General features: G+C 65.4%; 23 protein-coding genes and 1 tRNA gene. 18 read left to right on the top strand and 6 right to left on the bottom strand.

The window, feature by feature from the left end; translation table 11 throughout:
* The first annotated feature begins 73 nt into the window (after positions 1-73).
* From AC0L3E_RS21790 to AC0L3E_RS21740, 11 genes are all read left to right on the top strand, one after another.
* Positions 74-766, top strand: a complete 693-nt coding sequence (locus tag AC0L3E_RS21790) for a glutathione S-transferase family protein (protein ID WP_013528622.1) — start codon at positions 74-76, stop codon at positions 764-766.
* Positions 747-1,901 carry a tRNA epoxyqueuosine(34) reductase QueG gene (gene queG, locus AC0L3E_RS21785; RefSeq protein WP_473605590.1) on the top strand — a complete coding sequence of 385 codons (1,155 nt, stop codon included), beginning with the start codon at positions 747-749 and terminating at the stop codon, positions 1,899-1,901. Before AC0L3E_RS21790 ends, queG begins: the two co-directional genes overlap by 20 nt.
* Positions 1,898-2,800 carry an SDR family oxidoreductase gene (locus AC0L3E_RS21780; RefSeq protein ID WP_473605589.1) on the top strand — a complete coding sequence of 301 codons (903 nt, stop codon included), beginning with the start codon at positions 1,898-1,900 and terminating at the stop codon, positions 2,798-2,800. Before queG ends, AC0L3E_RS21780 begins: the two co-directional genes overlap by 4 nt.
* A gap of 65 nt (positions 2,801-2,865) precedes the next feature.
* A complete protein-coding gene (mepA, locus tag AC0L3E_RS21775; protein ID WP_473605588.1) occupies positions 2,866-3,954 on the top strand; it encodes a penicillin-insensitive murein endopeptidase in 1,089 nt (362 codons plus the stop codon).
* A gap of 192 nt (positions 3,955-4,146) precedes the next feature.
* Complete coding sequence (locus AC0L3E_RS21770) at positions 4,147-5,172, top strand: glucokinase (RefSeq protein ID WP_127321173.1); 1,026 nt, start codon at positions 4,147-4,149, stop codon at positions 5,170-5,172.
* A 137-nt stretch (positions 5,173-5,309) separates the two neighbouring features.
* A complete protein-coding gene (locus AC0L3E_RS21765; protein ID WP_473605587.1) occupies positions 5,310-7,169 on the top strand; it encodes an ABC transporter ATP-binding protein in 1,860 nt (619 codons plus the stop codon).
* Positions 7,166-7,987, top strand: coding sequence for a 4-hydroxy-tetrahydrodipicolinate reductase (gene dapB, locus AC0L3E_RS21760; protein ID WP_128308459.1), 822 nt, complete (start codon positions 7,166-7,168; stop codon positions 7,985-7,987). The genes AC0L3E_RS21765 and dapB overlap by 4 nt, the downstream gene beginning before the upstream one ends.
* Before the next feature lie 32 nt (positions 7,988-8,019).
* Complete coding sequence (locus AC0L3E_RS21755) at positions 8,020-8,640, top strand: 2,3-bisphosphoglycerate-dependent phosphoglycerate mutase (RefSeq protein ID WP_128308460.1); 621 nt, start codon at positions 8,020-8,022, stop codon at positions 8,638-8,640.
* Between the two features lie 73 nt (positions 8,641-8,713).
* Positions 8,714-8,798: transfer RNA gene (locus tag AC0L3E_RS21750), tRNA-Leu, on the top strand.
* Positions 8,799-8,947: 149 nt separating this feature from the next.
* Positions 8,948-10,627 (top strand): FAD-dependent oxidoreductase, encoded by a 1,680-nt coding sequence (locus AC0L3E_RS21745; RefSeq protein WP_473605585.1) that lies wholly within the window; start codon positions 8,948-8,950, stop codon positions 10,625-10,627.
* The gene (locus AC0L3E_RS21740) at positions 10,624-10,932 is read left to right on the top strand and encodes a UBP-type zinc finger domain-containing protein (protein WP_027161196.1); all 309 of its coding nucleotides are present in this window, start codon (positions 10,624-10,626) and stop codon (positions 10,930-10,932) included. The genes AC0L3E_RS21745 and AC0L3E_RS21740 overlap by 4 nt, the downstream gene beginning before the upstream one ends.
* A gap of 89 nt (positions 10,933-11,021) precedes the next feature.
* On the opposite strand, the gene AC0L3E_RS21735 is transcribed toward AC0L3E_RS21740, so the two are convergent.
* The 3 genes from AC0L3E_RS21735 to AC0L3E_RS21725 form a co-directional block, all read right to left on the bottom strand.
* On the bottom strand, positions 11,022-11,396 hold the full coding sequence (locus AC0L3E_RS21735) for a YkvA family protein (RefSeq protein WP_473605584.1): 375 nt from the start codon (positions 11,394-11,396) through the stop codon (positions 11,022-11,024).
* A 90-nt stretch (positions 11,397-11,486) separates the two neighbouring features.
* Positions 11,487-11,669, bottom strand: a complete 183-nt coding sequence (locus tag AC0L3E_RS21730) for a hypothetical protein (protein ID WP_013528612.1) — start codon at positions 11,667-11,669, stop codon at positions 11,487-11,489.
* 127 nt (positions 11,670-11,796) lie between these two features.
* On the bottom strand, positions 11,797-13,791 hold the full coding sequence (locus tag AC0L3E_RS21725; RefSeq protein ID WP_473605583.1) for a transcriptional regulator: 1,995 nt from the start codon (positions 13,789-13,791) through the stop codon (positions 11,797-11,799).
* A gap of 254 nt (positions 13,792-14,045) precedes the next feature.
* On the opposite strand from AC0L3E_RS21725, the gene cysK reads away from it, so the two are divergent.
* The 7 genes from cysK (at position 14,046) to AC0L3E_RS21690 (ending at position 22,836) form a co-directional block, all read left to right on the top strand.
* Positions 14,046-15,134 (top strand): cysteine synthase A, encoded by a 1,089-nt coding sequence (gene cysK, locus AC0L3E_RS21720; RefSeq protein WP_127268753.1) that lies wholly within the window; start codon positions 14,046-14,048, stop codon positions 15,132-15,134.
* Positions 15,135-15,176: 42 nt separating this feature from the next.
* A complete protein-coding gene (locus tag AC0L3E_RS21715; protein WP_473605582.1) occupies positions 15,177-16,634 on the top strand; it encodes a pyridoxal phosphate-dependent decarboxylase family protein in 1,458 nt (485 codons plus the stop codon).
* A gap of 49 nt (positions 16,635-16,683) precedes the next feature.
* On the top strand, positions 16,684-17,040 hold the full coding sequence (locus tag AC0L3E_RS21710) for a hypothetical protein (protein WP_127396247.1): 357 nt from the start codon (positions 16,684-16,686) through the stop codon (positions 17,038-17,040).
* 124 nt (positions 17,041-17,164) lie between these two features.
* Positions 17,165-17,536, top strand: a complete 372-nt coding sequence (locus tag AC0L3E_RS21705; protein WP_027040247.1) for a hypothetical protein — start codon at positions 17,165-17,167, stop codon at positions 17,534-17,536.
* A gap of 114 nt (positions 17,537-17,650) precedes the next feature.
* Entirely contained in the window at positions 17,651-18,277 is a 627-nt protein-coding gene (locus AC0L3E_RS21700) for a CDGSH iron-sulfur domain-containing protein (protein ID WP_473605581.1), read from the top strand.
* Positions 18,278-18,525: 248 nt separating this feature from the next.
* Entirely contained in the window at positions 18,526-20,568 is a 2,043-nt protein-coding gene (locus AC0L3E_RS21695) for a hydantoinase/oxoprolinase N-terminal domain-containing protein (RefSeq protein WP_473605580.1), read from the top strand.
* Between the two features lie 99 nt (positions 20,569-20,667).
* The gene (locus AC0L3E_RS21690) at positions 20,668-22,836 is read left to right on the top strand and encodes a malate synthase G (protein WP_473605579.1); all 2,169 of its coding nucleotides are present in this window, start codon (positions 20,668-20,670) and stop codon (positions 22,834-22,836) included.
* A 59-nt stretch (positions 22,837-22,895) separates the two neighbouring features.
* On the opposite strand, the gene AC0L3E_RS21685 is transcribed toward AC0L3E_RS21690, so the two are convergent.
* From AC0L3E_RS21685 to gshB, 3 genes are all read right to left on the bottom strand, one after another.
* A complete protein-coding gene (locus AC0L3E_RS21685) occupies positions 22,896-23,435 on the bottom strand; it encodes a J domain-containing protein (protein ID WP_128307576.1) in 540 nt (179 codons plus the stop codon).
* Positions 23,436-23,703: 268 nt separating this feature from the next.
* Positions 23,704-25,236, bottom strand: coding sequence for a YifB family Mg chelatase-like AAA ATPase (locus AC0L3E_RS21680; RefSeq protein ID WP_127408270.1), 1,533 nt, complete (start codon positions 25,234-25,236; stop codon positions 23,704-23,706).
* A gap of 182 nt (positions 25,237-25,418) precedes the next feature.
* Positions 25,419-26,360, bottom strand: coding sequence for a glutathione synthase (gene gshB / locus AC0L3E_RS21675; RefSeq protein ID WP_128307577.1), 942 nt, complete (start codon positions 26,358-26,360; stop codon positions 25,419-25,421).
* Positions 26,361-26,530 lie beyond the last annotated feature (170 nt).

Raw genomic sequence — 26,530 nt, 5'->3', positions numbered from 1 at the left:
GCCCGCTAACCGGGCGGCCAAGACTTACCGGTGCGCCCTGCGATTCGCCAGTGCGCTTTATCATCGCGGAACCATGCTGACGCTTTTCCACCATCCCATGTTCGCCACCTGTCGCTTCGTCCGCCTCGCATTCGGCGAGTATGGCGAGGAGCTGGCTTTGATCGAGGAAAAGCCGTGGACCCGGCGCAAGGAGTTCCTGGCGCTGAATCCGGCCGGAACGCTGCCGATCCTGTTGGCCGAAGGCGACGTGCCGATCGTCGGCGCGACGGTGATTTCGGAATATCTCGATGAAACGCGCGGCGTGCTGAAGCGCGACAAGCGGCTGTTCGCCGAGGACCCGATGCAGCGCGCCGAAATCCGCCGGCTCATCGACTGGTATCTCAACAAGGCCGAAAGTGAAGTCACCCGCCATCTGGTGCGCGAGCGCGTGCTCAAGCCGGTCATGCCGGAAACGGCTGGCGGCGGCTCGCCCGATTCGGGCGCGATCCGTGCCGCGCGCGCCAACATCCGCCAGCACATGAAATACACCAACTGGCTGGCCGGCACCCGCCATTGGCTGGCCGGTTCGAGGGTCACCTATGCCGATCTCGCGGCCGCGGCGACGCTGTCGGTGCTCGACTATCTCGGCGAGATCGACTGGCGCGAGCACAGCGCTGCACGCGAATGGTACACGCGGGTCAAGTCGCGGCCCTCCTTCCGGCCGCTTTTGACCGACCGGGTGCGCGGCCTGTCACCGGTGTCGCATTATGCGGACCTCGACTTCTGACGCCGCAAAACTGCGCGCGCTGATCGACGCGGAGGCGCAGCGCGCCGGCTTCGATGCCGTTGCCGTCACCTCCCCCGATGCGATCCCGCTGGCGCCGGCGCGCCTGGCCGAATTCGTCGCCGATGGCTTTCATGGGTCGATGGACTGGATCGCCGAGACGCTCCAACGCCGCAGTGAACCAATGGCCCTCTGGCCGCAGGTGCGCTCGATCATCGTGCTGGCGATGAACTATGGCCCCGACCATGATCCGCGCGGGGTGCTGGCCAAGCGCGACTCCGGCGCGATCTCGGTCTATGCGCAAAACCGCGACTATCACGATGTGATGAAGGGGCGGCTGAAGGAGATCGCCGGCAAGATCGTGGCGCGCGCCGGGGGTGATGTGAAGGTATTCGTCGACACCGCGCCGGTGATGGAAAAGCCGCTGGCCGAGGCCGCCGGGCTCGGCTGGCAAGGCAAGCACACCAATCTGGTCAGCCGTGAACACGGCTCCTGGCTGTTCCTCGGCACCATCTTCACCACCGCCGAACTCGTGCCCGACCGCGCCGAGATCGACCATTGCGGCTCCTGCCGCGCCTGCCTCGACGCGTGCCCGACCGATGCCTTTCCGGCGCCCTACCGGCTCGATGCGCGGCGCTGCATCTCCTATCTCACCATCGAGAACAAGGGGCCGATTCCGCACGAATTCCGCGAAAAGATCGGCAACCGCATCTATGGCTGCGACGATTGTCTTGCCGCCTGCCCGTGGAACAAATTCGCCCGGGCAGCTTCCGAAGCAAAACTCGTCGCGCGCGATGATTTGCGCGAGCCGCCGCTCGCCGACCTTTTGGGTCTCGATGACGCGGCCTTTCGCGCTTTCTTCTCCGGTTCGCCGATAAAACGCATCGGCCGCGACCGGTTCATCCGCAACGTGCTGATCGCCGCCGGCAATTCCGGCGATGCTTCGCTGTCTGGCGCGGTGCGTACGCTTCTCGGCGATCCGTCACCGCTGGTGCGGGGCGCGGCAATTTGGGCGCTGGCGCGGCTGGTGCCCGACGCCGAATATTCAGAACGGGCAGCCATCGGCCTGAAAACCGAGAGCGACGAAGCCGTGCGCGACGAATGGCGTCTGGCGCGACCAACCAGGGCGAATGCATGAGCGAAAAGCAGATATTCATCTTCGGCGCCGGCTATTCCGGCAGGGCTTTTGCTCGGGCTAACAAAGGCGCCGCGACGATCTTCGGCACGACACGCTCGCCGGAAAAATTCGAGACGCTACGGCAGGCCGGTGTCGCGCCGCTTCTGTTCGACGGCGCGATGACCGGCGAAATCGGCGATGCATTGGGAGAAACAACGCATCTGCTGATTTCGGTCGCCCCGGAAGAGGCCGGCGATCCTGTGCTGAATGCCGCCCGCGCGGGAATCCTCACTCAAATGCCGGTGCTTGAATGGATCGGCTATCTCTCCACCGTCGGCGTCTACGGCAATTATGACGGCGCATGGGTCGATGAAACGGCGGAATGCCGGCCGGTGTCGAAGCGCTCGGTGATGCGGGTGGCCGCCGAACGAGACTGGCTGGAGCTGGGCCGCGAGATCGGCCGACCGGGGGCGATCCTGCGCCTGTCCGGCATTTACGGCCCCGGCCGCAACGCGCTGGTCAATCTGGAAAACGGCACTGCAAGGCGGCTGGTCAAGCCGGACCAGGTGTTCAACCGCATCCATTGCGACGACATTGCCGGCGCCCTGTGGCAGCTCATCGAAGGCAATACAGGCGGCATCTTCAACGTCACCGACGACCTGCCGGCGCCGCCGCAGGATGTCGTCGCCTATGCCGCTTCGCTAAAGGGTATCGAACCGCCGCCCGAAATTCCCTTCGACGCCGCCCAACTTTCGCCCATGGCGCGGTCCTTCTATGGCGAGAACAAGCGTGTCGCCAACGCGGCGATCAAGGCGGCGGGTTATTCCCTGCGGTTTCCAGACTACCGCGCCGCCTTCGATCATATGTGGGCAAGCGGCGATTGGCGTGACGGCGAAGCGCGCAGCCCGATGAAGCGCTGACGATCGAAGCCGCGGGTGCGGCGTGCTATGATTCGGCCTTGGGATTGCGGTGGAGAACCGGGTTCATGAAGACAGCGATGAGGCTATCTCTAGGCAAAACGCCCCTGTTGGCCGCTGCGCTCGGCCTGCTTGCCGTGCTTGGGTTAGCCGTTCAGCCGGCGAGCGCCGAGGAGCGGGCAAAAGACCTGTTCGGCGCCAAGAAACTGCCGGCCGCGACCGCGGCGCGGTCGATCGGATTCTATTCCAAGGGCTGTTTTGCCGGCGGCGTCGCCATTCCCTTGGACGGTCCGACCTGGCAGGTGATGCGGCCGTCGCGCAACCGCCGCTGGGGCCATCCGGCGATGATCGCGGTAGTCGAGAAATTGTCGCGCGACGCAGCGGCCGATGGTTGGCCAGGCCTGTTGATCGGCGACATTTCGCAGCCGCGCGGCGGCCCGATGCTGACAGGACATGCCTCGCACCAGATCGGGCTCGACGCCGACATCTGGCTGACGCCGATGCCCCGCCGCCCGCTGTCGATGGCGCAGCGCGAATCGATGAGCGCCACCTTGATGGTCGATGAGAAGACCCATCTGGTGAAGGACGCGCTGTGGACGCCAGCGCACACAAGGCTTCTGAAGCGGGCGGCGAGCTACGGCCAGGTCGAGCGCATCCTGGTCAATCCGGGCATCAAGAAAAAGCTCTGCGACACCGTCAAGGGCGACCGCTTCTGGCTGCGCAAGGTCAGGCCGTTCTGGGGCCACGACTATCATTTCCACATGCGCATCGGCTGCCAGCCGGGCTCGCCCGGTTGCAAGGCGCAGGAAGCGACGCCGGACGATGACGGTTGCGGCAAGCCGCTGGCCTGGTGGTTCACGCAGGAGCCTTGGCGCCCCAACAAGAACCCCGATGCGCCCAAGGCGCGCGACCTGATGACGATGGCGAACCTGCCGAGCGAGTGCCGCGCCGTGCTTGACGCGCCGGGGCCGTCGTCGGCCGATGCGGCGACCTACCATGGCGGCGGCGTGCCGGTCGCGGCTGCCGCGCCCGAACCCGAAGCGCCCTCGTTGCCCGCCACCCCGGCCGCCGCCGGCTTGCCAAGCACGATGAACGCTTTCACGGCGACGCCCGAGATCGGCGTGCCGCTGCCGCGACCGCGGCCGCCTGGAAACTGACGATCACGGCTTATAGCCTATAGGCAGACTCAATCGGTTCAGCGCCTCATTTTGCGAAACCGTGGCGGTTTGGCCGCAGAGCCGGCCTCAGCGCGCCGCCCGGGTCGAAAACCGTTTCCCTTTTCAAACCCATGCGCTAGTCAACGGAAGAACGGCCAGACGCCGTCGGGGGCGCCGGAGACGGACGAGAGCATGCCACGCACAGGCGACGACGATACTTTGTTGCGGTTTCCGATCCTGATCGGCGACATCGGCGGCACCAATGCGCGCTTTTCGATCGTGCTCGACGCCAATTCCGAGGCAGGCGAGCCGACCATTGTCCAGACGGCAAACTACAACACCATCGACGAGGCGATCCAGGCGGCCGTGCTCGACCGCTCGTCGGTGCGCCCCAATTCGGCGGTGCTGGCGGTGGCTGGCCCGGTCGACGGCGACGAGATCGAACTCACCAACTGCCCCTGGATCGTCAAGCCGAGGAAAATGTTCGCCAGCCTCGGCCTGAGCGACATCGTCGTGCTCAACGATTTCGAGGCGCAGGCGCTGGCCGTCGTCGCGCTCGGCGAGGAGCACATGGAAAAGATCGGCGGCGGCACGCCGGAGCCCAATGCCGGGCGCGTCGTGCTCGGTCCAGGAACCGGGCTCGGCGTCGCCGGGCTGGTCCACGCGCTGCATCACTGGATACCGGTCCCCGGCGAGGGCGGCCATATGGACATCGGCCCGCGCACACCGCGCGATTTCGAGGTTTTTCCGCATATCGAGAAGCTCGAAGGCCGCGTTTCGGGCGAGCAGATCCTGTGCGGACGCGGTCTGGTCAATGTCTACAGGGCGGTAGCCAAGGCGGACGGCAAGCCGTCGCCCTTCACCACGCCGGCCGAGATCACTGCCGCGGCACTTGCGAAAACCGATCCGGTTGCAGAGGAAGCGCTGGAGATCTTCGTCACCTGCCTTGGGCGCACCGCAGGCGACCTTGCTCTGGTATTCATGAGCCGCGGCGGCGTGTTCCTCACCGGTGGCATCGCGCAGAAGATCGTGCCGGCGCTGAAAGCCGGCAATTTCCGGGCCGCTTTCGAGGACAAGGCGCCGCACAGCGCGATGATGCGCACCATGCCGGTCTACGTCATCACCCACCCGCTGGCCGCACTTCTGGGCCTTGCCGCCTATGCCCGGAACCCCTTGCTGTTCGGTGTCCAGACGGAGGGCCGGCGCTGGCAGGCCTGAAAGCCGGCGAAGCGCTCGCGCCCCGCGACGAAGTTAATCAGGTGCGGGCATAGGCAATCAGGCCGCAGGGCGTTAAGAGGGGTGCCGAATTTGCAGCCCCGGTCCCACGAGGCGGAAAACCACAAAGCGCTCCCGATTTGACACTTCAAGCTCCAAACAAACAAAAAGCCCTGCCCGGCGAGGTCACAGCGGTGCTCCGCCGCATCCTCGCTGAAAACGGCAACGAGTATCGCTGGACCTATGTCGTCGCCGTCTCTTGCCTGCTGATCGTTTCCGGCACCACTGCCTTCACGGCGTGGATCATGGCCCCGATGATCAACCAGATCTTCTACGAACGACGCGGCGATATGCTCTGGTTGATCTGCGCCGGTTTCATGGGAGCCTCCCTGTTGCGCGGCTTCGCCGGTTACGGCCAAGCAGTCGCGTTGGCCAGTATCGGCAACAATCTGGTCGCGCGCTACCAGAAGCGTAGCTTCGACCATCTGATGAAGCTCGGCGTCAACTTCTTCAACGATACGCGTTCCGGTCGGCTGGCGGCACAGGTCAGCGAGAATGTCGGCGGCGTTCGCGATCTGCTGTCGCTGACACTGACCTCCATCAGCCGCGACGCTGTCACGCTGGTCGCTCTCGTCGGCGTGATGATCTATCAGGATCCGGTGTTGTCGCTCAGCTCGCTGCTGATCGGCCCTCCACTGATCTGGGCCGTCGTCTATATCACCCGCCGACTGCGGCGTATCAACCGGGAATCCGTCCTGATCAATTCGCGGCTGAACGGGTCCGTGCAGGAGGCCACACAAGGCATCGCCATCGTCAAGGCCTTCACCTTGGAGGCCGAGCTGGCGCGCCGCATCGGCATCATGGCGGACACGGCCGAGCAGCGTAACAACAAGATCGCCCGCGTCTCGGAGCGGCTGTCGCCGATTTCCGAGATTCTGGGCGGTCTCGCCATCACCTCCGTACTTGCCTATTCCGGCTACCGGGCGTTGTATCTTGGGCAGCCGCCGGGCGCGGTTTTCTCCTTCATCACCGCGCTGATCATGGCTTACGATCCGGCAAGACGCCTGGCGCGCACACAGGTGGGCATGGAACGTGCCCTGGTCAACGCGCGCATGATCTACGAGTTGCTCGACCTGGAGCCGAAACAGGGCGACGCACCCGATGCCGTCGAGGCGAGGATCACCACCGGCGAGGTGCGTTTCGACAATGTGACGTTCGGCTACAGCGCCGACATGCCGGTGCTTAGGGACCTGAGCTTTACCGCCGCGGCCGGCAAGGTGACGGCGATCGTCGGTGCGTCGGGCGCCGGCAAATCGACGCTGGTGGCGCTCTTGCAGCGCTTCTACGACGTCGATCGGGGCAGCATCGAGGTCGATGGCCAGGACATCTCGAAGGTAACCAAGCATTCGCTGCGGCAGTCGATCGCCTATGTGGCGCAGGCGCCCTATCTGTTCGAGGGCACGATCCGCGACAACATCCGCTACGGCCGTCTGTCGGCCACGGACGCCGAGATCGAGCAGGCGGCGAAACAGGCGGCAGCCGACGAGTTCATCCGCCAGCAGCCGCAAGGTTACGACACGCCTGTCGGCGAAGGCGGCTCGACCCTTTCCGGCGGCCAGCGCCAGCGCGTCTCGATCGCCCGCGCCATCGTGCGCCAGGCACCGATCCTGCTGCTCGACGAGGCGACATCGGCGCTCGACAACGAGGCGGAGGCGCGCGTCCAGGAAGCGCTGACCCAAGTCATGCAAGGCCGCACGACCATCGTCATAGCGCATCGGCTGTCGACGGTGGTCAATGCCGACCACATCATCGTGCTGGAAGAGGGACGGTTGGTCGAGGAAGGCACCCATGCGACGCTTATGGCCGACCCGGACAGCATCTATTCCCGCTTCCACCGCATCCAGGGCAAGAAGGGACTGGGGCTTGTCGAGGACCGCGAGCCGATCCAAACTCCGGTCCGGGCCACGCGTGCGAAGAAGACTGCTGTGAGGAGCACATGAGCGAAGCAGGCGATATGGGCCTTGTGGTGGTGGGCGCTGCCGGCCGCATGGGCCAGACGCTGATCCGTGCCATCCACACCATCCCCGGCGCGCGGGTCATCGGCGCGGTCGAGCGGGCGGGTTCGCCCTATCTGGGCAAGGACGCAGGCGAACTGGCGGGCATCGGCATCATCAATGTGCCGATCGGCGACGACCCGTTGCCGGTCTTCGCCAAGGCAGACGGCGTGCTCGATTTCACCACCCCGGCCTCATCAGTCGAATTCGCTGGCTACGCCGCGCAAGCGCGCATCGTTCACGTCGTCGGCACGACCGGGTGCACGGCCGACGACAATGCGAAAATCGCGGCGGCGGCGCGCCATGCGACCATCGTCAAGTCGGGCAATATGAGCCTCGGCGTCAATCTTCTGGCGGTGCTGGTCGAACAGGCGGCGCGCGCGCTCGATGCCGACGATTTCGACATCGAGATCCTCGAAATGCACCATAAGCACAAGGTCGACGCGCCGTCGGGCACAGCACTTCTGCTCGGCGAAGCTGCCGCCGCCGGGCGCGGTATCCCCCTTTCCGGCAACGACGTGCGGGTCCGCGACGGCCACACCGGCGTGCGCAAGACCGGCTCGATCGGCTTTGCCACGCTGCGCGGCGGCTCTGTCGTCGGCGACCACAGCGTGATGCTGGCCGGCACCGGCGAGCGCATCACGCTTGCCCACCATGCCGAGGACCGCGCCATCTTCGCTCGGGGCGCCGTCAAGGCGGCGCTTTGGGCGCGCGGCAAGAAGCCGGGGCTGTATTCGATGCGGGACGTGCTCGGCCTCAGCTGAGCGGCCAATCTGCCAACCTGAAGGGAGCAAACATGTCGAGAACCCTCGTGCTCGTGCGTCACGGCCAGAGCGAATGGAATTTGAAGAACCTGTTCACCGGCTGGCGCGACGTCGACCTGACCGAGCAGGGCCACGCCGAGGCCAAGTCCGCGGGGCAAAAACTCAAGGCGCGCGGCCTGAAATTCGACATCGCATTCACCTCGGCGCTGATCCGGGCGCAAAAGACCTGCCAGCACATCCTCGACGCGGTCGGCCAGAGCGATCTGAAGACCACCCGCGACCAGGCACTCAACGAGCGCGACTATGGCGACCTCTCCGGCCTCAACAAGGACGACGCCCGCAAGAAATGGGGCGAGGAGCAGGTGCATGTCTGGCGCCGCTCCTACGACGTGCCGCCGCCCGCCGGCGAAAGCCTGAAGGACACCGGCGCCCGAGTCTGGCCCTATTACCTGCACGATCTGCAGCCGCATGTGCTGCGCGGCGGCACCGTGCTGGTCGCCGCCCACGGCAACTCCCTGCGCGCGCTGATCATGGCGCTCGACGGCAAGTCGGGCGAGGAGATCGTCAAGCTGGAACTCGGCACCGGCGTGCCGGTCATCTACCAGCTCAACGCCGATTCCACCGTCGCTTCGAAGGAAGTGCTGGACGACTGAGCCGGCGAACGGAGCACCTGCGAAAAAAGCGCGTTGACAGCAATCGCTTGCCCGCTTACATGAGCCCGCACCAGCCCAGATGGCGGAATTGGTAGACGCGCACGGTTCAGGTCCGTGTTCCGCAAGGAGTGGAGGTTCGAGTCCTCTTCTGGGCACCAAATTCCCGTTTCGAACCATTCGCCGGTTCAGAAACTTAGAGAAAAAGCCCGGCTCGTCCGGGCTTTTTCTTTGCCGCCAACCTCCCCTTCCGGCCAGTCCCCTCACAAACCGCTTCAAACTCCGCGCCCGCTTCGCTACGCTCAAAGCCATGTCTCAATCCACCACCCAGATCTTCGGTGCCCGCCGCGACCAGGCGTTCCCCACGCTGGCCGAGGTGGACATCGACCGCATGCGCCGGTTCGGCGAGGCCAGCTTCTATGCAGCCGGCGAGCACATCATCGAAGCCGGCGATGTGGCGCCCGGTCTGATCGTCGTGCTGTCGGGCAGCGTGGACATCACCCAGGACGGCGGGCTCGGCCGGCGCGAGACGATCGTCACGCATGGTCCGGGCAGCTTTGTCGGCGAGCTGGCGCAGCTTTCGGCCCGTCCCTCGCTGGTCAATGCGCAGGCCGCCGAACCGGTGGAGGCGTTCGTCATCGCCTCGCAGCGGCTGCGCGACCTGATGGTGCAGGAGGCCAATCTCGGCGAGCGCATCATGCGGGCGCTGATCCTGCGCCGCGTCGGGCTTTTGGAGAGCGCTACCAGCGGGCCGATCATCATCGGACCCCAGGACAATGCCGACGTGTTGCGCCTGCAGGGCTTCCTCGCCCGCAGCGGCCAGCCGCATCGCGTGCTCGATTCCGGCAGCGATCCCTGCGCCAAAACCCTGGTAGAACGCTTCGAGGTCGATCCTCACCACCTGCCGATCGTGCTCTGTCCAAACGGCAGGCTGCTGATGAACCCCGGCGAAAAGGACCTCGCCCGCTGCATAGGCCTGCTGCGGCCGATCGATGCCGATACGGTCTATGACGTGGCCATCGTCGGCGCCGGCCCGGCAGGGCTGGCGGCGGCGGTCTATGCGGCCTCCGAGGGGCTATCGACGATCGTGCTCGATTGCCGCGCCTTCGGCGGACAGGCCGGTGCATCCTCGCGCATCGAGAACTATCTTGGTTTCCCCACAGGCATTACCGGCATGGCGCTGATGGCGCGCGCCTACAACCAGGCGCAGAAATTCGGCGTCGAAATGGTCATCCCGGACGAGGCGAAGCTTTTGAGCGCCGCCTCCGACGCGTCAGGCGCCCGCTATCTGCTCGATGTCGGCGATGGCGAGACCGTGCGCACGCGCAGCGTGGTGATCGCCAGCGGCGCGCGCTATCGCCGCCTCGACATCGCCAATCTGGCGCGGTTCGAGGGAACGTGCGTGCATTACTGGGCGTCGCCCATCGAAGGGCGGCTTTGCGCGGACCAGGAAGTGGCGCTGGTCGGCGCCGGCAATTCGGCCGGGCAGGCGGCTGTCTACTTGGCCAGTCATGCGCGCAAAGTGGCGCTGCTGGCGCGCGGTGGCAGCCTCGATGCCAGCATGTCGCGCTACCTGGTCGAACGCATCAAGGCGCAGCCGAACATCGAGGTGCTGACCGGGACCGAAATCGAGGCGCTGGACGGCGAAGAGGGCAATCTTGGCACGGTGCGATGGCGCAACCGCGCCAGCGGCGCGGAAACTACGCGCCCGATCCGCCATCTCTTTCTCTTCATCGGCGCCGACCCGAACACCGATTGGCTGGCGAATTGCGGTGTGGCGCTGGACGCCAGGGGGTTCGTGCGCACCGGATCGGAGCTGGGATCGGCGCAGATGGAGACCAGCCGCAGCGGCGTGTTCGCCATCGGCGACGTCCGCGCCGGTTCGGTCAAACGCGTCGCGGCGGCTGTCGGCGAAGGCGCCCAGGTGGTCGCGGCATTGCATGCATATCTCGCGCGCGCGGACGCACCTCAAACAGCAGGGAGACCATGATGGATGAATGCAGGCATACGCGCGACATCAGGAAGGTGACGCCGAGTGCGCTCGGCTGCGAGGAGTGCCTGAAGAGCGGGTCGCAATGGGTGCATTTGCGGCTCTGCCGCACCTGCGGCCATGTCGGCTGCTGCGACGACTCGCCCAACCGCCACGCCACCAAACATTTTCACGCCACCAAGCATCCGATCATCGAGGGCTACGATCCGCCGGAAGGCTGGGCATGGTGCTATGTCGACGAGGTGTTTGTCGACCTCGGCGACGACGTGACCCCGCAGAACGGCCCGATCCCGCGCTTTGTTTGAGCGGCGCCGCATGGCGACGGAATCCCGGGAAAAGCGCGATCCGTCCGGGCTTCATTGGCGGCGGTTTCCCCTGCTGAACGGCCTGGCAGTCAGTCGGCGAAATACAGATATCCCAGCCACCCGGCCAGCACGATCGAGGCAGTCCAGATACAAACAATGATCACCGCCGCGTAGCGGCTCACCGGCCTGTCGGCGGCCAGCGCGGCGGTCTTTCTGTGTTCCGCCATCACCTCGGGCGGTATCATCCTGACCACGGCAAGGACGCCCAAAGGGACAAGGATGACGTCGTCGAGATAGCCGATCACCGGAATGAAATCGGGGATCAGGTCGATTGGCGACATGGCATAGCTTGCAACACACACGGCAAGCGCCTTGGCGTACCAGGGCGTTCGGGGATCGCGAGCGGCGAGGTAGAGCGCATGCACATCGCGCTTGATCGTTCGGGCCCACTCATTCAGTGCCATCGGATGATTTTAGCGCCAAATGAAAACCGCCGATAGCGCACGCCAGGCGCCCGCCTCCGACAGCATCTCGAAGAGCCGATGACCGCCGGTCTACCGCACGGAGCCGGTGACGGTCGGGTCGATCATGCTGGGAACGGATTTGCGTTCGTTGCCGGCAAGCGCCGCTATGATCAGCAGGCTGGCAACCACCGGGACAAACAGGATGGCAACGCGAGCTTGCACGTAAAAGATGGCGCGCCATTCATTGCGTTTGTCGGGGCTGTTGCTCATCATACTCACTTTGTCGGTCCCCCACGCGGTGACATAGCTGCAAACGGTTAAACAACTCCTTCCGACTTCGTTAACCCAGCGGAATTGAGGCGAAATTCCCAGGCGATCCCAGAGATGGCGATGCCAGGCTTCAGTTCAGCCCGATAAGCCTGGCGCCCTGCCGGAACAGCGCCACGGCGTCCGGCTCGAAGCGGAAGGTGCCGATGAAATCGTCGGCGCAATAGTCCGGCCTTGTCTTGCGGATGGCGGCGGCGAAGCCGCGCGCCTCGTCGAGCCGTCCGGCCAACGCCAGGCAGTGCGCGGCGATCGCCAGTATGATGGCGTGGGCGTTGGGCCGCGCCGCCGCCTTCAGCGCCCATTCGGCCGCTTCCGCGAACTGGCCGAGCCGGACATGCGCCATGGCGCGTGCGCCCAGCATGCCGAACAGCAGCGGGTCGAACGGGCTGAGATGGCGCGAATGATCCGAAGAGCCTATCGCCGCTCGCGGGTCGCCCGACTGCGAATGCACGAAGGACAGCGCGTAGTGGCCAAGCGCGAAGTTGGGGCTGAGATCGACAGCCCGCTCGAGTTCGAGCAGCGAGCCGTCCTGCTCGCCACGCAGCCACAGCGCCCGGCCCATCGCCCAATGCGCGGCCGGATTGTGGTCGTCGACCAGCAGGCTGTGTCCGGCGCTCTCGAAGGCCAGCGCGCTTTCGCGGTCGCGGTCGCCCCAGCGCTGGAAAGCGTTCTGCCAGTGGGTGAAGGACAGGCCGGCATAGGCGCGGGCAAAGGTCGGGTCGAGATGCAAGGCCTGGGCAAAGAAATGCCGCGCCTGCTCGTTTTCCGCCTGGGTGAAGCGGTACATGTGCCAGAGGCCGCGATGGTAGGCTTCCCAGGCGTTGAGCGAGTTGGGCGCCTTCAGCATGGCGCGGTTGCGCTCGACGGTTTCGATCTCGGCCGAGATCGAGGAGACGATACTGTTGCCGATGTCGTCGAGCACGGAAAAGATGTCATCGGGCCTGCGCTCGAAGGTCTCGGCCCAGATGATCCTGGCGCTGCGCACCTCGATTAGTTCGACGCCGACGATGAGGCGGCCAGACGGGCTGCGCACCGTGCCGGTGGCGACATAGTCGACATTCAGCCGGCGGCCGGCATCCTCGGGCGCGATGTTCTGCTCTGCCAGCGCAAACACCGATCCGCGCGCGATGACGAAGAAATCCCTGAGCTTGGCCAGGCGGGTGATGATGTCGTGGGTGAAACCGTCGGCCAATCCGCCGCGCGTGCCGCCGCTCTCCTCGACAAACGGCATCACCGCCAGCGAAGCGTGGCTGGGCTCGACCGGGCCGGGTGCGGCGGGCATGGTGGCCACCAGTGGCGATAGCGTGGACAGGCAGGCCGCCTGTGTCCGTAGCGAGGCCCCGGGCCGTTGTTCACGGATCGCCTGCCAGGCCGCGCGAAGCGGTGCGCAATCGAGCTCCTCCGACCGGAACAATCGCTCCGCCGAAGCCAGGTGCTGCTCTGCCGCGCCGGCCTCGCCGCGCCCTGCCAGATTGGACAGCAACGCCAGATGTCCGCACGTGTCGAACGGCGCCAGTTCCACCCATGTGTCGAGATGGGCGATCGCCTCGTCACTATGCGCCGGCAGGCTCGCGACAAGCCGTTCCAGCACGGCGACGTGGCATGAGTGGAAACGGCGCCGCTGTGCGATCAGCCAGCTGTTGAAATGCGGGCTGCGCTCGAGCTCCAGCCCGTCGAGGAAATCGCCGGCAAACAGTTTGGCCAGCGCCCGCAAGCGCCCGATGTCAAGCGTGCCGATCCCTTGCGTGGCGGCCTGGCTGACCTCCAGCGCATCGACCAGGCAATCGCTGAGATCGAGCGCGATCGTGTCGCCCTGTGTCACGACCCGGTGTCGACCCGGCGCGTCGAGTGCGCCGCGCAGCTTGCTCAGGCACCAGCGCAGCTCGCCCCTTGGATCGTTCGGCACATCCCACAGCAACTCGCACAGACGGCTGCGGCTGACAGGATGCGGCGCCAGCGCCAGATAGGCCAACAGAGCGCGCAGCTTGCGTGACGACGGCAACGTAACCGGCACATCATTGCGGGAGATCGCCAGCGTTCCGAGCAGGCGCACGGAAAGGACCGGCATGCCGCCGTCCGGCCTCGATCGGCTGGATTCCACGTGCGTTTCCACGCCTGCTCCCACGCTGGCCTGTCGGCCTCTCCTGTATCACCAAACACGACACGGCGCATCCGGCAGCGGATTTCAGCGCCGGATGCAGCCATTGCCGCTGTGCGGCATGTCAGTCCTAGCGCGGCAAGGTCACCAAACCTCGTCGCCCAACCCGCCGGTTTGTAACCGGCCCGTGAAGACAAGACGCGATGACAATCAAGGAGACCAAGATGTTGCAGCAGCAGAAGATCAGAACCACGGCCGGGCGCGGCCGCTTGTTCGACAGCATTCTCGACACCGTCGGCGACACGCCGGTGGTGCGCATCAACAATCTCGGACCGGCCCACGCGACGATCTACGTCAAGGCCGAGTACTTCAATCCCGGCGCTTCGGTGAAGGACCGGCTGGCGCTCAACATCATCGAGGAGGGCGAGCGCAGCGGTGCGCTGAAGCCGGGCCAGACGGTTGTCGAGGCGACCAGCGGCAACACCGGCATTGGCCTCGCCATGGTCTGCGCGCAGAAGGGCTATCCGCTGGTCGTCACCATGGCCGACAGTTTTTCGGTCGAGCGCCGCAAGCTGATGCGCATGCTGGGCGCCAAGGTGGTGCTGACGCCGCGCGCCGAAAAAGGTTTCGGCATGTACAAGAAGGCGGTGGAACTGGCCGAGGCCAATGGCTGGTTCCTCGCCCGCCAGTTCGAGACGGCCGCCAATGCCGCCATCCACGAGGCGACGACGGCGCGCGAGATCGTCAATGATTTCGCCGGCTCGCGGCTCGATTGCTTCGTCACCGGCTATGGCACCGGCGGCACGGTGGTGGGCGTGGCGCGCGTGCTGCGCCGCGAGCGCCCGGAAACCCGCATCGTGCTCTCCGAGCCGGCCAACGCGCAGCTCATCGGCAGCGGCAAGGTGCAGCAGCGCGGCGCCGATGGTGCCCCGGCCGCCAGCCATCCAGCCTTCGAGCCGCACCCGATCCAGGGCTGGACGCCGGATTTCATCCCCAACGTGCTGCAGGAAGCGATTGACACCAGCCTCTATGACGAGGTGATGCCGATCGCCGGGCCCGAGGGCATCAAATGGGCCAGGGAACTGGCGCGGAAAGAGGGCATCTTCACCGGCATTTCCGGCGGCGCCACCTTCGCCGTGGCACGGCAGGTCGCGGAGAAGGCGCCGGCCGGGGCGGTGATCCTGTGCATGCTGCCCGACACCGGCGAGCGCTACATGTCGACGCCGCTGTTCGATGGCATCGAGGCCGAGATGGATGCCGAGGAGGCCGCCCTGTCGCGCTCGACGCCCGGCTGCCAGTTCCCGGCGACTTGACGGGAGATCCGGTATGGACGCCATGCAGAAAACCTCGGCCTGATGGCCGAGGAAACGCTCGATCCCCCGGACTGGGCCGATGTACAGGCCCTGTCGCACCGCGTCATCGACGATGCGGTCGATTATCTCCGCGATGTGCGCGACCGCCCGGTCTGGCGGGAGATGCCAGCCGATGTGAGAGAGGCCTTCGCGGCGCCGCTGCCGCGCTCGCCGGCACCGCTTGCCGCCGTCTATGGCGAGGTCTCGCGCACGGTGATGTCCTATCCGATGGGCAACACCCATCCGCGCTTCTGGTCCTGGTACATGGGGTCGAGCAACTTCACCGGCGCGCTCGGCGATTTCCTGGCGGCCATCCAGGGCTCCAACCTCGGCGGCGGCAACCACGCCGCCGGGCTGATGGACAGCCAGGTGGTGAACTGGTGCAAGGAGATGCTGGGCTTTCCGGCTTCTGCCGGCGGCACGCTGGTCAGCGGCGGCTCGATGGCCAACATCATAGGGCTGACCGTGGCGCGCAACGTCAAGGCCGGCATCGACGTGCGCGAGCATGGCGTTGCTGCCATCGAGAAGCCGCTGCGCTTCTACGGCTCGGAGCAGATACACTCGTGCCACCGCAAGGCGATGGAGGCACTCGGCCTCGGCAACCGGGCACTGCGCCGCATCCCGACCGATGCCGGGCTGCGCATCGATATCGCTGCCTTGCGTGCGGCGATCACTGAGGACCGCGCGGCAGGGTTCAAGCCGGCCTGCGTCATCGGTACGGCCGGCACCGTCAACACCGGGGCGATCGACGATTTGCAGGCGCTTGCGAAGCTGGCACATGAGGAAGGCCTCTGGTTCCATGTCGACGGCTGCATCGGCGCGCTGATTGCGATTGCGCCTGAAAACGCGCATCGCGTCGCCGGCATCGAACGGGCGGATTCGGTCGCGCTCGATCCCCACAAATGGCTGCACGCCCCATTTGAGGTCGGCTGCGCCCTGGTCAGGGATGCCGCGGCGCATCGCCGGACCTTCGCGGTGACGCCGGAATATCTCGAATCGACGCCGCGCGGCCTTGCTTCCGGCGAATGGCTGCATGATTACGGCCTGCAGACGTCGCGCGGTTTTCGCGCGCTGAAGGTGTGGATGGCGCTGAAGGAGCACGGCGTCGAGAAATTCGGCCGCCTGATCGACCAGAACATTGCCCAAGCTGTCTATCTTGCCGGCTTGATCGAGGCCGCGCCACAATTGCAGCTGGCGGCATCGCCGACCGTCAACATCGTCTGCTTCCGCTATCAGCCCGGTCTGACAGGCGAGGCTCTGAAGACGCTCAACACGGAGGTCATGCTGCGGTTGCAGGAACAGGGCATTGCGGCCCTTTCGGACACCACGGTGCATGGCGAGCACTGGTTGCGCGTGGCGATCACCAATCATCGCACACGGCGCGAGGATCTCGACCTTCTGGTGCATGAAACGGTGCGGCTGGGGCATGACATCGCAACGCAGGGTTCCGCGCCTTCCTAGTTACGGGCAGGCATGCGATTCTGCCGCGATGATTCGGGAGATCCAGGCCGTGACGCTGTTTCGTATGGTTGCACTGACGGCGCTGGTCTTCACCGCCTCGGCGCAGGCCGCCGACATGGCTTTCTTCGTGAAGAACCTGCGCAAGGAATCTGTCGCGGTCGAGCTGTTCAGCCGCGACCGTGAGACGGTCTGGCCGGGCAATGACAAGGTGTTCCTGATCGAACCCGAGTCGCAGAAATCCGTGCCGCTGTCCTGCAATCAGGGCGAACAAATCTGCTATGGCGCCTGGGCCGACGGCAACGACAGCCTCTCGGCCGGCGTGGGGCCGGACAACGACCAGCCCTGCGACACCTGCTGCTTCATCTGCGTGGAGCACTCGACCGAGACGATCGATCTGGTGCCGTAGAGCGCGGAAGTGTCGTTGGACCCAAATTAAGTCAGGGATCGCTTCGTCCGGTCCACTTCCGCGATTCAGCGCTGCATGCAATGGTCGCCCCGCGGCCGGGTGGGCCGCTTATTCGGGGGGTATCATGTTTCATGCCTATGCGCGCCGCATGCTGGCCGCGCTGTCCTTCGTCATGCTGGTTGCGTCGGCGGCGCAAGCCGACGATGTCACCTTCGCCATCAAGAACAGCCACCCGAACGCCATGCGCGTCGAGCTCTACAGCCAGGATCGCGACTATGTCTGGCCGGGCGAGGACAAGGACTATTTCCTCGACGACGGCGAGACCAAGCAGCTGCCGATATCCTGCAACGCGGGCGAATCGATCTGCTACGGCGCCTGGGTCGATGGCGACGAGGGCACCTATTGGGGCGTCGGTCCCGGCAACACGGAAAAATGCGAGGATTGCTGCTACACCTGTAGCGGCGGCGAGACCGAGGAGATCGAACTGGTCCCCTGACCGGTTTGCCAGCTTGACGGTCTTCGGGCCGGAGCCATAGCCTGTGCAAATACCCAGCGCGCGCCGCCTCGAACTGTTCAGACGCGACGTGCTTCAGGCAAAAGGAGCCCAGCTATGGCCGGCATGGTCGAAAGCGACAAGATCGACGTCGGGTTTTCCGGCAAGCGCTGCATCCATTCGCGCAACTGCGTGCTCGGCGATCCGCATGTCTTCGTGCCCAACGCGCCGGGCCAATGGATCCATCCCGAGGCGGCCAGCGTCGAGAAGATCGTCGCCATCGCCGAGAGCTGCCCTTCGGGCGCCATCACCTATGTCAGGAAGGATGGCCGGCCGCAGGAGCAATCACCGGTGGTCAACACGGTGCGGCTGCGGGAAAACGGCCCGCTGGCGGTACACGCCGAGATCGTGCTCGACGGCGAGACTTCTTATCGTGCCACGCTCTGCCGCTGCGGCGCTTCGGAAAGCAAGCCGTTTTGCGACGGCAGCCACAACAAGTCCGGTTTTGCCGCCACCGGCGAGCCGCCGCTGAAGGACACGCCGGCGCTCGAAACGAGGAACGGTCCGCTGAAAGTGACGCCGACCACCAATGGCCCGCTCAAGCTTGAGGGCAATCTCGAGATCGTCACCGGAACCGGCCATACGGTCGACCGTACGCAACGCGCCTTCCTCTGCCGCTGCGGCCATTCCGCCAACAAACCGTTCTGCGATGGGACGCACAAGAAGGTGGGGTTTGTGGGGTAGCTGCGATCTCCCTCCTTGAGGGGGAGATGGCCGGCAGGCCAGAGGGGGTCGTCTCGCGTAGAGCGCTGGCTTCCTCTTTCGCCTCGTATGAAGTCGCATCCAGTCGTGCCGACCCCTCTGTCGCCTTTGGCGACATCTCCCCCTCGAGGGGGGAGATTACCCGTGGCCCAGCGCTCGCGGCTTTATCGCCCGCTCCGTATCGGCTAAGGGCAGGGACAAATAAATTGCCACCCGGACCGCCGCCAAAAATGACCGCCAAGACCAAGCCAAAGCCGCTGTTCCTCGGGATCGACACCGGCGGCACCTATACCGATGCCGTGTTGTGGTCTGAAACGGAAGGCCCGCAAGAAGGGCCGAACAAGGGCAAGGTGCTGGCCAAGGCCAAGGCGCTGACCACAAGGCATGATCTTGCCGTCGGCATTTCCGGCGCCGTCGATGCGGTGCTGCAGAAAGCCGGAACCGATCCGGCCGCCATCAAGCTGGTCTCGATGTCGACGACGCTTGCCACCAACGCGCTGGTCGAGGGCCAGGGCGGTCGTGTCGCGCTGGTGATGATCGGCTTTTCCGAGGGCGACCTCGCTCGCGACGGGCTGAAGGCCGCGCTCGGCACCGATCCGGTGGTTTTTTGTCCGGGCGGTCACGATGTGCACGGCAATGCCGCCAGGCTCGACCTCTCTGGGCTGGAAGCGATGCTGCCGGAACTCGGCGCGTCGGTGTCCGGCTTTGCCGTCTGCGCCTATTTTGCCACCCGCAATCCGGCGCACGAGATCGCCGCCCGCGAGCTGATCCGCGAAAAGACAGGTCTGCCGGTCACATCGAGCCACGAGTTGTCGGCCAAGCTCGGCGGCCCGCGCCGGGCGTTGACCACTTTGCTCAACGCCAGGCTGATCTCGATGATCGACCGGCTGGTGGCGGCAACCGAAGGTTTTCTTGGAGAACGCAACATCGCAGCCCCGCTGATGGTGGTGCGCGGCGACGGTGCGCTGGTTTCGGCCGCGTTTGCCCGCCAGCGGCCGATCGAGACCATCCTGTCCGGCCCGGCCGCCAGCCTGGTCGGCGCCCGCCACATGACCGGGCTCGACAATGCCGTGGTGTCCGACATCGGCGGCACCACCACCGACGTCGCCGTGCTCGACGGCGGCCGTCCCAGGCTCGATCCGGAAGGCGCCACCGTCGGCGGCTTCCGCACCATGGTCGAGGCCGTCGCCATGCGCACCTTCGGCCTCGGCGGCGATTCCGAAGTGGCGCTGGAAGATGGCGCGCTCAACCCGAAGATCCTGCTCGGGCCGCGCCGCCTGGTGCCGTTGGCGCTGGCCGGCATGGCGCACGGTATAGCTGTCACCTCCGAACTCGAACGCCAGCTGCGGGCGCCCAATCCCGGCCGCATGGACGGCCGCTTCGCGGTGCGCACCGGCGTGCCGGACCGGCTCGCCGCCGGCCTGACCGGCGCCGAAGCCAGGCTCTACGAGCTGATCGGTGCCGTGCCGCTCGCCGTCGACAGGCTTTTGAGTTCCAACGCGCAGAACGCGACGCTGAACCGGCTGGTGTCGCGCGGGCTGGTGCATGTCGCCGGCTTCACCCCGTCGGACGCCGCCCATGTGCTGGGCAAGCAGGCGAACTGGGATCCCATCGCCGCGCGCCTCGGCGCCGAATTGTTCGCCCGCAAGCGTGACGGCCGTGGCCAGTACATCGCCGCCTCGCCGGAAGCGATCTCGGAGCGGGTGCTGGTGACGCTGACCCGCTGGTCGGCCGAATACATCCTCGAGACCGCCTTTGCCGAGGATGGGCTCGATGGGGCGTCGACGGTGGCGCACGCCCTGGTGCAGCGCGCGGTCGACGCGCATCCCGGCATCGCCCGCCTGAGCGTTGCGCTCGACCGCCCGGTCATCGGCCTCGGCGCCTCGGCGCCGCTGCATTATGCCGGGCTGCCGCCGCTGATCGGCAATGACTGCGTGGTGCCCAGGGATACCGATGTCGCCAACGCGCTTGGCGCCGTCGTCGGCCAGGTCAGGGTTTCGGCCGAGGCGCGGGTCAGCCAGCCCATAGAAGGGCTGTTTCGTCTCGCCTCGGGCGAGACCGTGCGCGATTTCCTCGACGAGGCGACGGCTATCGCGGCGGCCGAGGCCGATGTCCGCGCCATCGTCGCGGAGCGCGCTATGGAGGCCGGCACCGACAGCGCCGAGATCGACGTTTCGACCGAATTCCGCGTCTCGACCGTCGAAGCCCAGCGCATGTTCATCGAGGCGCATGTCGTGGCCGTGGCCTCGGGAAGGCCAAGGATTGCGGTTTGAGCGGGGCGGCGAAATACGCCCACCTTCACCCTAAGCTGAATTGACCCGGCAAACCTGACATGCCAAAGGCCCGCAAAGCCTTTCATCTGGAGTAGCCTGATGACCGACCGCATCGAGATCGCCGGATTGCGGATTGCCCGCGAGCTGCATGAGTTCGTGGCCAGGGAAGCGCTGCCGGGCACGGGCGTCGAAGCGGACGCCTTCTGGAACGGTTTTTCGGCCATCATCCATGATTTGGCGCCGAAGAACCGGGCGCTGCTGGCAAAGCGTGACGCCATCCAGGAACAGATAGACGGCTGGTATCGCGAGCATGGCGCGCCGGTCGACATGGAGGCCTACAAGGGCTTCCTGAAAGAAATCGGCTATCTCGTTCCCGAAGGCCCGGCCTTCAGCGTATCGACCGACAATGTCGACCCCGAAATTGCTGATGTTGCCGGACCGCAGCTGGTCGTGCCGGTGATGAATGCGCGCTATGCGCTCAACGCCGCCAATGCGCGCTGGGGGTCGCTCTACGATGCGCTCTACGGCACCGATGCCATCCCCGAAACGGATGGCGCCGAAAAGGGCAAAGCCTTCAATCCGGCGCGCGGCACCAAGGTCGTCGCCTGGACGAAGGCCTTTCTCGACGAGGCTGCCCCGCTCACCTCGGGCAAATGGGCCGGGGTCAACGGGCTGTCGCTGGCGCAAGGTGCCTTGCGGCTGAGCGCCGGGGCCGGCTCGACCACGCTGGCCAACCCGAAGCAATTCGTCGGCTACCGTGGCGACGCGGCCAATCCCGATGCGGTGCTGCTGGTGCGCAACGGCCTGCACATCGAGATCGCGATCGACCGCAACAACCAGATCGGCCGCACCGATCCGGCTGGCATCGCCGATGTCATCCTGGAATCGGCGCTGACCACCATCCAGGACTGCGAGGATTCGGTCGCGGCGGTGGATGCTGAGGACAAGGTCGTTGTCTACCGCAACTGGCTCGGCCTGATGAAGGGCGATTTGGCGGAAGAGATCACCAAGGGCGGCAAGAGCTTTGTCCGCAAGCTCAATCCCGACCGCTCCTACAGCGCGCCCGCCGGTGGCACGCTGACCGTGCCCGGCCGCTCGCTGATGCTGGTCAGGAATGTCGGCCACCTCATGACCAACCCGGCGATACTGGATCGCGACGGTAACGAGGTCCCTGAAGGCATCCTCGATGCGGTGCTGACTGCGTTGATCGCGCTGCACGATGTCGGGCCGAACGGCCGCCGCGCCAATTCCCGCGCCGGTTCGATGTATGTCGTGAAACCCAAGATGCATGGGCCCGACGAAGTCGCTTTCGCCGTCGAGATCTTCGACCGCGTCGAGGCCCTGCTCGGCATGACTGAGAATACCATCAAGATGGGCATTATGGATGAGGAGCGGCGCACCACCGTCAACCTCAAGGAGGCGATCCGCGCCGCAAAAGAGCGCGTCGTGTTCATCAACACCGGCTTCCTCGACCGCACCGGCGACGAGATCCACACCTCGATGGAAGCCGGCCCGATGATCCGCAAGGGCGACATGAAGCAGGCCGCCTGGATTTCCGCCTACGAGGCGTGGAATGTCGATATCGGGCTGGAATGCGGTTTGGCCGGCCACGCCCAGATCGGCAAGGGCATGTGGGCGATGCCGGATTTGATGGCGGCGATGCTGGAACAGAAGATCGCCCACCCCAGGGCCGGCGCCAACACCGCCTGGGTGCCGTCGCCGACGGCGGCGACGCTGCATGCCACGCACTATCACAAGGTCGACGTCCACGCCGTGCAGGCGGCACTGAAGAACCGGCCGAAGGCGAAGCTCGACGACATCCTGTCGGTGCCTGTCGCCGTGCGGCCGAACTGGTCGCCCGAGGACATCCAGAAGGAACTCGACAACAACGCGCAGGGCATTCTTGGCTATGTCGTGCGCTGGATCGACCAGGGCGTCGGCTGCTCGAAAGTGCCTGACATCAACGATGTCGGCCTGATGGAAGACCGCGCCACGCTGCGTATTTCCTCACAGCACATCGCCAACTGGCTGCACCACGGCGTGTGCAGCGAGGACCAGGTGATGGCGACGATGAAGCGCATGGCTGACATCGTCGACCGCCAGAACGCGGGAGACCCACTCTACCAGCCGATGGCGGCCGACTTTGACAAGTCGATAGCCTTCCAGGCCGCTTGTGACCTGGTCTTCAAGGGCCGCGTCCAGCCCAATGGCTACACCGAGCCGGTGCTGCACGCGCGGCGGCTGGAACTGAAGGCGCAGCAGAGCTGAAGAGGCCAGTGTCGTGTATGGGCGGCGGGTTTTCGGCCTGCTTTCTCCGGGGTGAGGCGTCAGGGAGCTGTATGGTCCAGGAGCCGGATGGTGGGATCGCGACGGTGTTCGGAGTTGACCCGATCGACGCCTTCCACCGTAATCGCGATCGTCCCGTTTTCCACTCTTGCTATCCAGCCCTTCGCTTTCAGATACCAGAGATGAAACTCGAGATGCTCTCGCGGACAGTCTGACAGGCGTTCGAGCTCCACATCTCCGATCCCGGGATTGCCGACGTCGTGCCGGCGCTTCGCGTAAAGCAGCGACAGCAGCCTGGCCTGGATCACGACGTCACGCTCGATGCCTTTGGTGTTGCTGGCTTCCTCGGTCAATTGACGGCGAAGGCCGGCATGGTCCCTGTACGCGATGTCGTATTGTGCGCGTTTGACCGGATCCTTGAGCGTATTGTGGGCTTCCACGATTTCACTGAAACGGGCTTCATCGCCGGTTTCGCGATTGTCTGGATGATAGCGCATCGCAAAATAGCGAAATATGCGCTCCAGCGTTTCCGAATTGGCGTTCGGGCTGACTTCCAAAACTTCGTAGTAGTCAATGAACATAGCGGGCTCCCCGGCCACACCATATTCGCATTGTCTAAATAAGGAATGTCAATGCGGAGGCCAAGACCTTGGTCCGACGCCGATGACATCCACGCTTTCTGGAAGAGGAAGAAAATGGCCGGCGTCCGGTCGGTGGGGGCCGTTGGGTGGTGAGGACGCCGGCCAAGCGGACAATCAGGTCCGCCACCGTGGAGATGATCGATTCGCGGAGGCCGGGTTATGGCGTGATCGCGGAATGCAATGTGGCGAGGCCGGCTTGTCGGCGGACCTACGCCGCCTGCGCCATCCGCTCCGAGCTCATGCGGTAGGAGATCGCTTCGGCCAGATGGATTCGGCCGACGGTTTCGCTTGCGTCGAGATCAGCGAGCGTTCGCGCCACCTTCAGCACGCGATGATAGGCCCGCGCCGAAAAGGCGAGCTTTTCGCTGGCGTCCTTGAGCAGCGACAGGCCGGCGGCGTCCGGCATGGCGATCTCCTCGATCACCGAGGGTGCGCAATGCGCGTTGGTGGTGGCTCGGGTAGCGCCGAGCCGTTCGAACCGCTCGCGCTGGATGGTGCGGGCGCGTGCCACACGCAGCGCCACATCGGCACTTTTCTCCGCCCGGTCGGGCCGGATCAAGTCGCTGGCCGACACCGCCGGCACCTCGATCCTGAGATCGATGCGGTCGAGTAGCGGGCCCGAAATGCGCGCCTGGTAGTCGGTGCGGCAGCGCTCGCCGCGCAGGCAGCGATAGCCCGGCTCGCCGGCCATGCCGCATCGGCATGGGTTCATCGCCGCGACCAGCTGGATGCGCGCCGGATAGGTGACGCGATGGTTGGCGCGCGCGATCATGCAGTCGCCGGTTTCCAGCGGCTGGCGTAGCGCATCGAGCGTCTGCGGCGTGAACTCGGGAAACTCGTCGAGGAACAGCACGCCGTGATGGGCCAGCGACACCTCGCCCGGCCGCGCGCGGATGCCGCCGCCGACCATCGCCGCCATCGAGGCCGAGTGGTGCGGTGCGCGGAACGGCCGCCGGTCGGTCAATTTGCCTTCGCCGAGCTCTCCCGCCACCGAGGCGATCATCGAGACTTCCAGAAGCTCCTTCGGCGCCAGCGGCGGCAGGATCGACGGCAGCCGCTGCGCCAGCATCGATTTGCCGGATCCCGGGGGTCCGATCATGAGCAGATTATGCCCACCGGCGGCGGCCACTTCCAGCGCCCGCTTGGCGGTCTCCTGGCCCTTGATGTCGGCGAGGTCAGGCAAATCCAGAGCGGCGGCATGGATGCCGGCCTCGGGGCGCGACAGCACCTGCGTGCCGCGGAAATGGTTGGCGATGGCGATCAGGCTGCGCGGCGCCAGAATGTCGAAATCCTTTCCAGCCCAGGCCGCCTCCGGTCCGCAGGCGAACGGACAGATCAGGCCCTTGCCTTCCGCATTGGCGGCGATAGCCGCCGGCAAGGCGCCGGCGACCGCGGCAATCGTGCCGTCGAGCGACAATTCTCCAAGCACGACATAGCCGGCCAGCATGTCGCCCGGAATGGCGCCAAGGGCAGCCATCAGGCCAAGCGCGATCGGCAGGTCGTAATGACTGCCTTCCTTCGGCAGGTCGGCCGGCGCCAGATTGACAGTCACCTTCTTCGACGGCATCGACAGGCCGGAAGCATGCAGTGCGGCCTGCACCCGCTCGCGGCTTTCGGCCACCGCCTTGTCGCCGAGGCCGACGATGTGCATGTTGACCTTGCCGGGCGCGATCATCACCTGCACGTCGACCGGCACGGCCTCGATGCCCTGGAAAGCCACCGTGCGAACCCGCGCCACCATCGTGCAACCCCAATTCAGGCTGGCCCCAGCCCTGCGTTCAGGCCAGGAACGGCCCCTCGGGCAGACAATCACACTTCAACGGTCAAATCAAGAACATTACGGGAACGCATGACCGCTGGGGTTGCAGTGGAAGCGAGCGTGGTTGCAAAAACGGAACATGGTTAAGACAAAATGAAAACGGCTTACGCGCGCTTTCCCTCGACCGCGTCCCAGAACAGGCTTGCAATGTCGGCGCCGCCGAAGCGTTTGACTTCGCGCACGCCGGTCGGCGAGGTCACGTTGATCTCGGTCATATAGTCGCCGATCACGTCGATGCCGACCAGGATGAAGCCGCGCTCCTTCAGCGATGGGCCGATGCGGGCGCAGATTTCGCGCTCGCGCTCCGTCAGTTCGGTCTTTTCGGCGCGGCCGCCAACATGCATGTTGGAGCGGGAATCATGTTCGGCCGGCACCCGGTTGATGGCGCCGACCGGCTCGCCGTCGATCAGGATGATGCGCTTGTCGCCCTTGCGCACGTCCTTGAGATAGCGCTGCACGATATAGGGTTCGCGGAACATCTGGCCGAACATTTCCAGCAGCGAGGCAAGGTTGCGGTCGCCCTCGAGCAGATGGAAGATGCCGGCGCCGCCATTGCCGTAGAGCGGCTTGACGATGATGTCGCCGAACTCCTTGCGGAAGGCGGCAACTTCGAGCGGATCCTTGGTGATCAGCGTGTCCGGCATCAGGTCGGCAAATTCGGTGACGAAGATCTTTTCCGGGCTGTTGCGCACCCAGGCCGGGTCGTTGACCACGAGCGTTTTCGGATGGATGCGCTCCAGGATGTGCGTGGTGGTGATGTAGTTCATGTCGAAGGGCGGATCCTGGCGCAGCAGGACCACATCCATCTCCGACAGGTCGGTACGCACCTTCTCGCCCAGCGAATAGTGGCTGCCCTTCTCGTCGCGCACCTGCATTTCCTCGATGCGGGCAAACACCTTGCCGTCGCGCAACGAGAGCCGATCCGGCGTGTAGTGGAACAGCTCATGGCCGCGCCGCTGCGCTTCCAGCGACAGCGCGAACGAGGTGTCGCCGGCGATCGACACGGTGGAGATGTGGTCCATCTGGACGGCGATTTTCAGCTTCATGGCGGGTCTCCGGCGGCTAGGATGGACGACTGTCTTGCCTGTACAGGCTCACTGCCCGTCTGCCAATCGCGACATTCCTGGGATCGGCATCCGACACCCGAATGCGCTGCTTTCATCGATCCTTCGAAACAGTCGCGGTTGCCCCTGGAAAATCGATTTCGCGATACGTT

The organism is Mesorhizobium sp. WSM4822 (assembly GCF_055811155.1).
The sequence above is the reverse complement of the archived record's forward strand: the minus strand, read 5'-3'. Positions and strand labels throughout refer to the sequence as shown.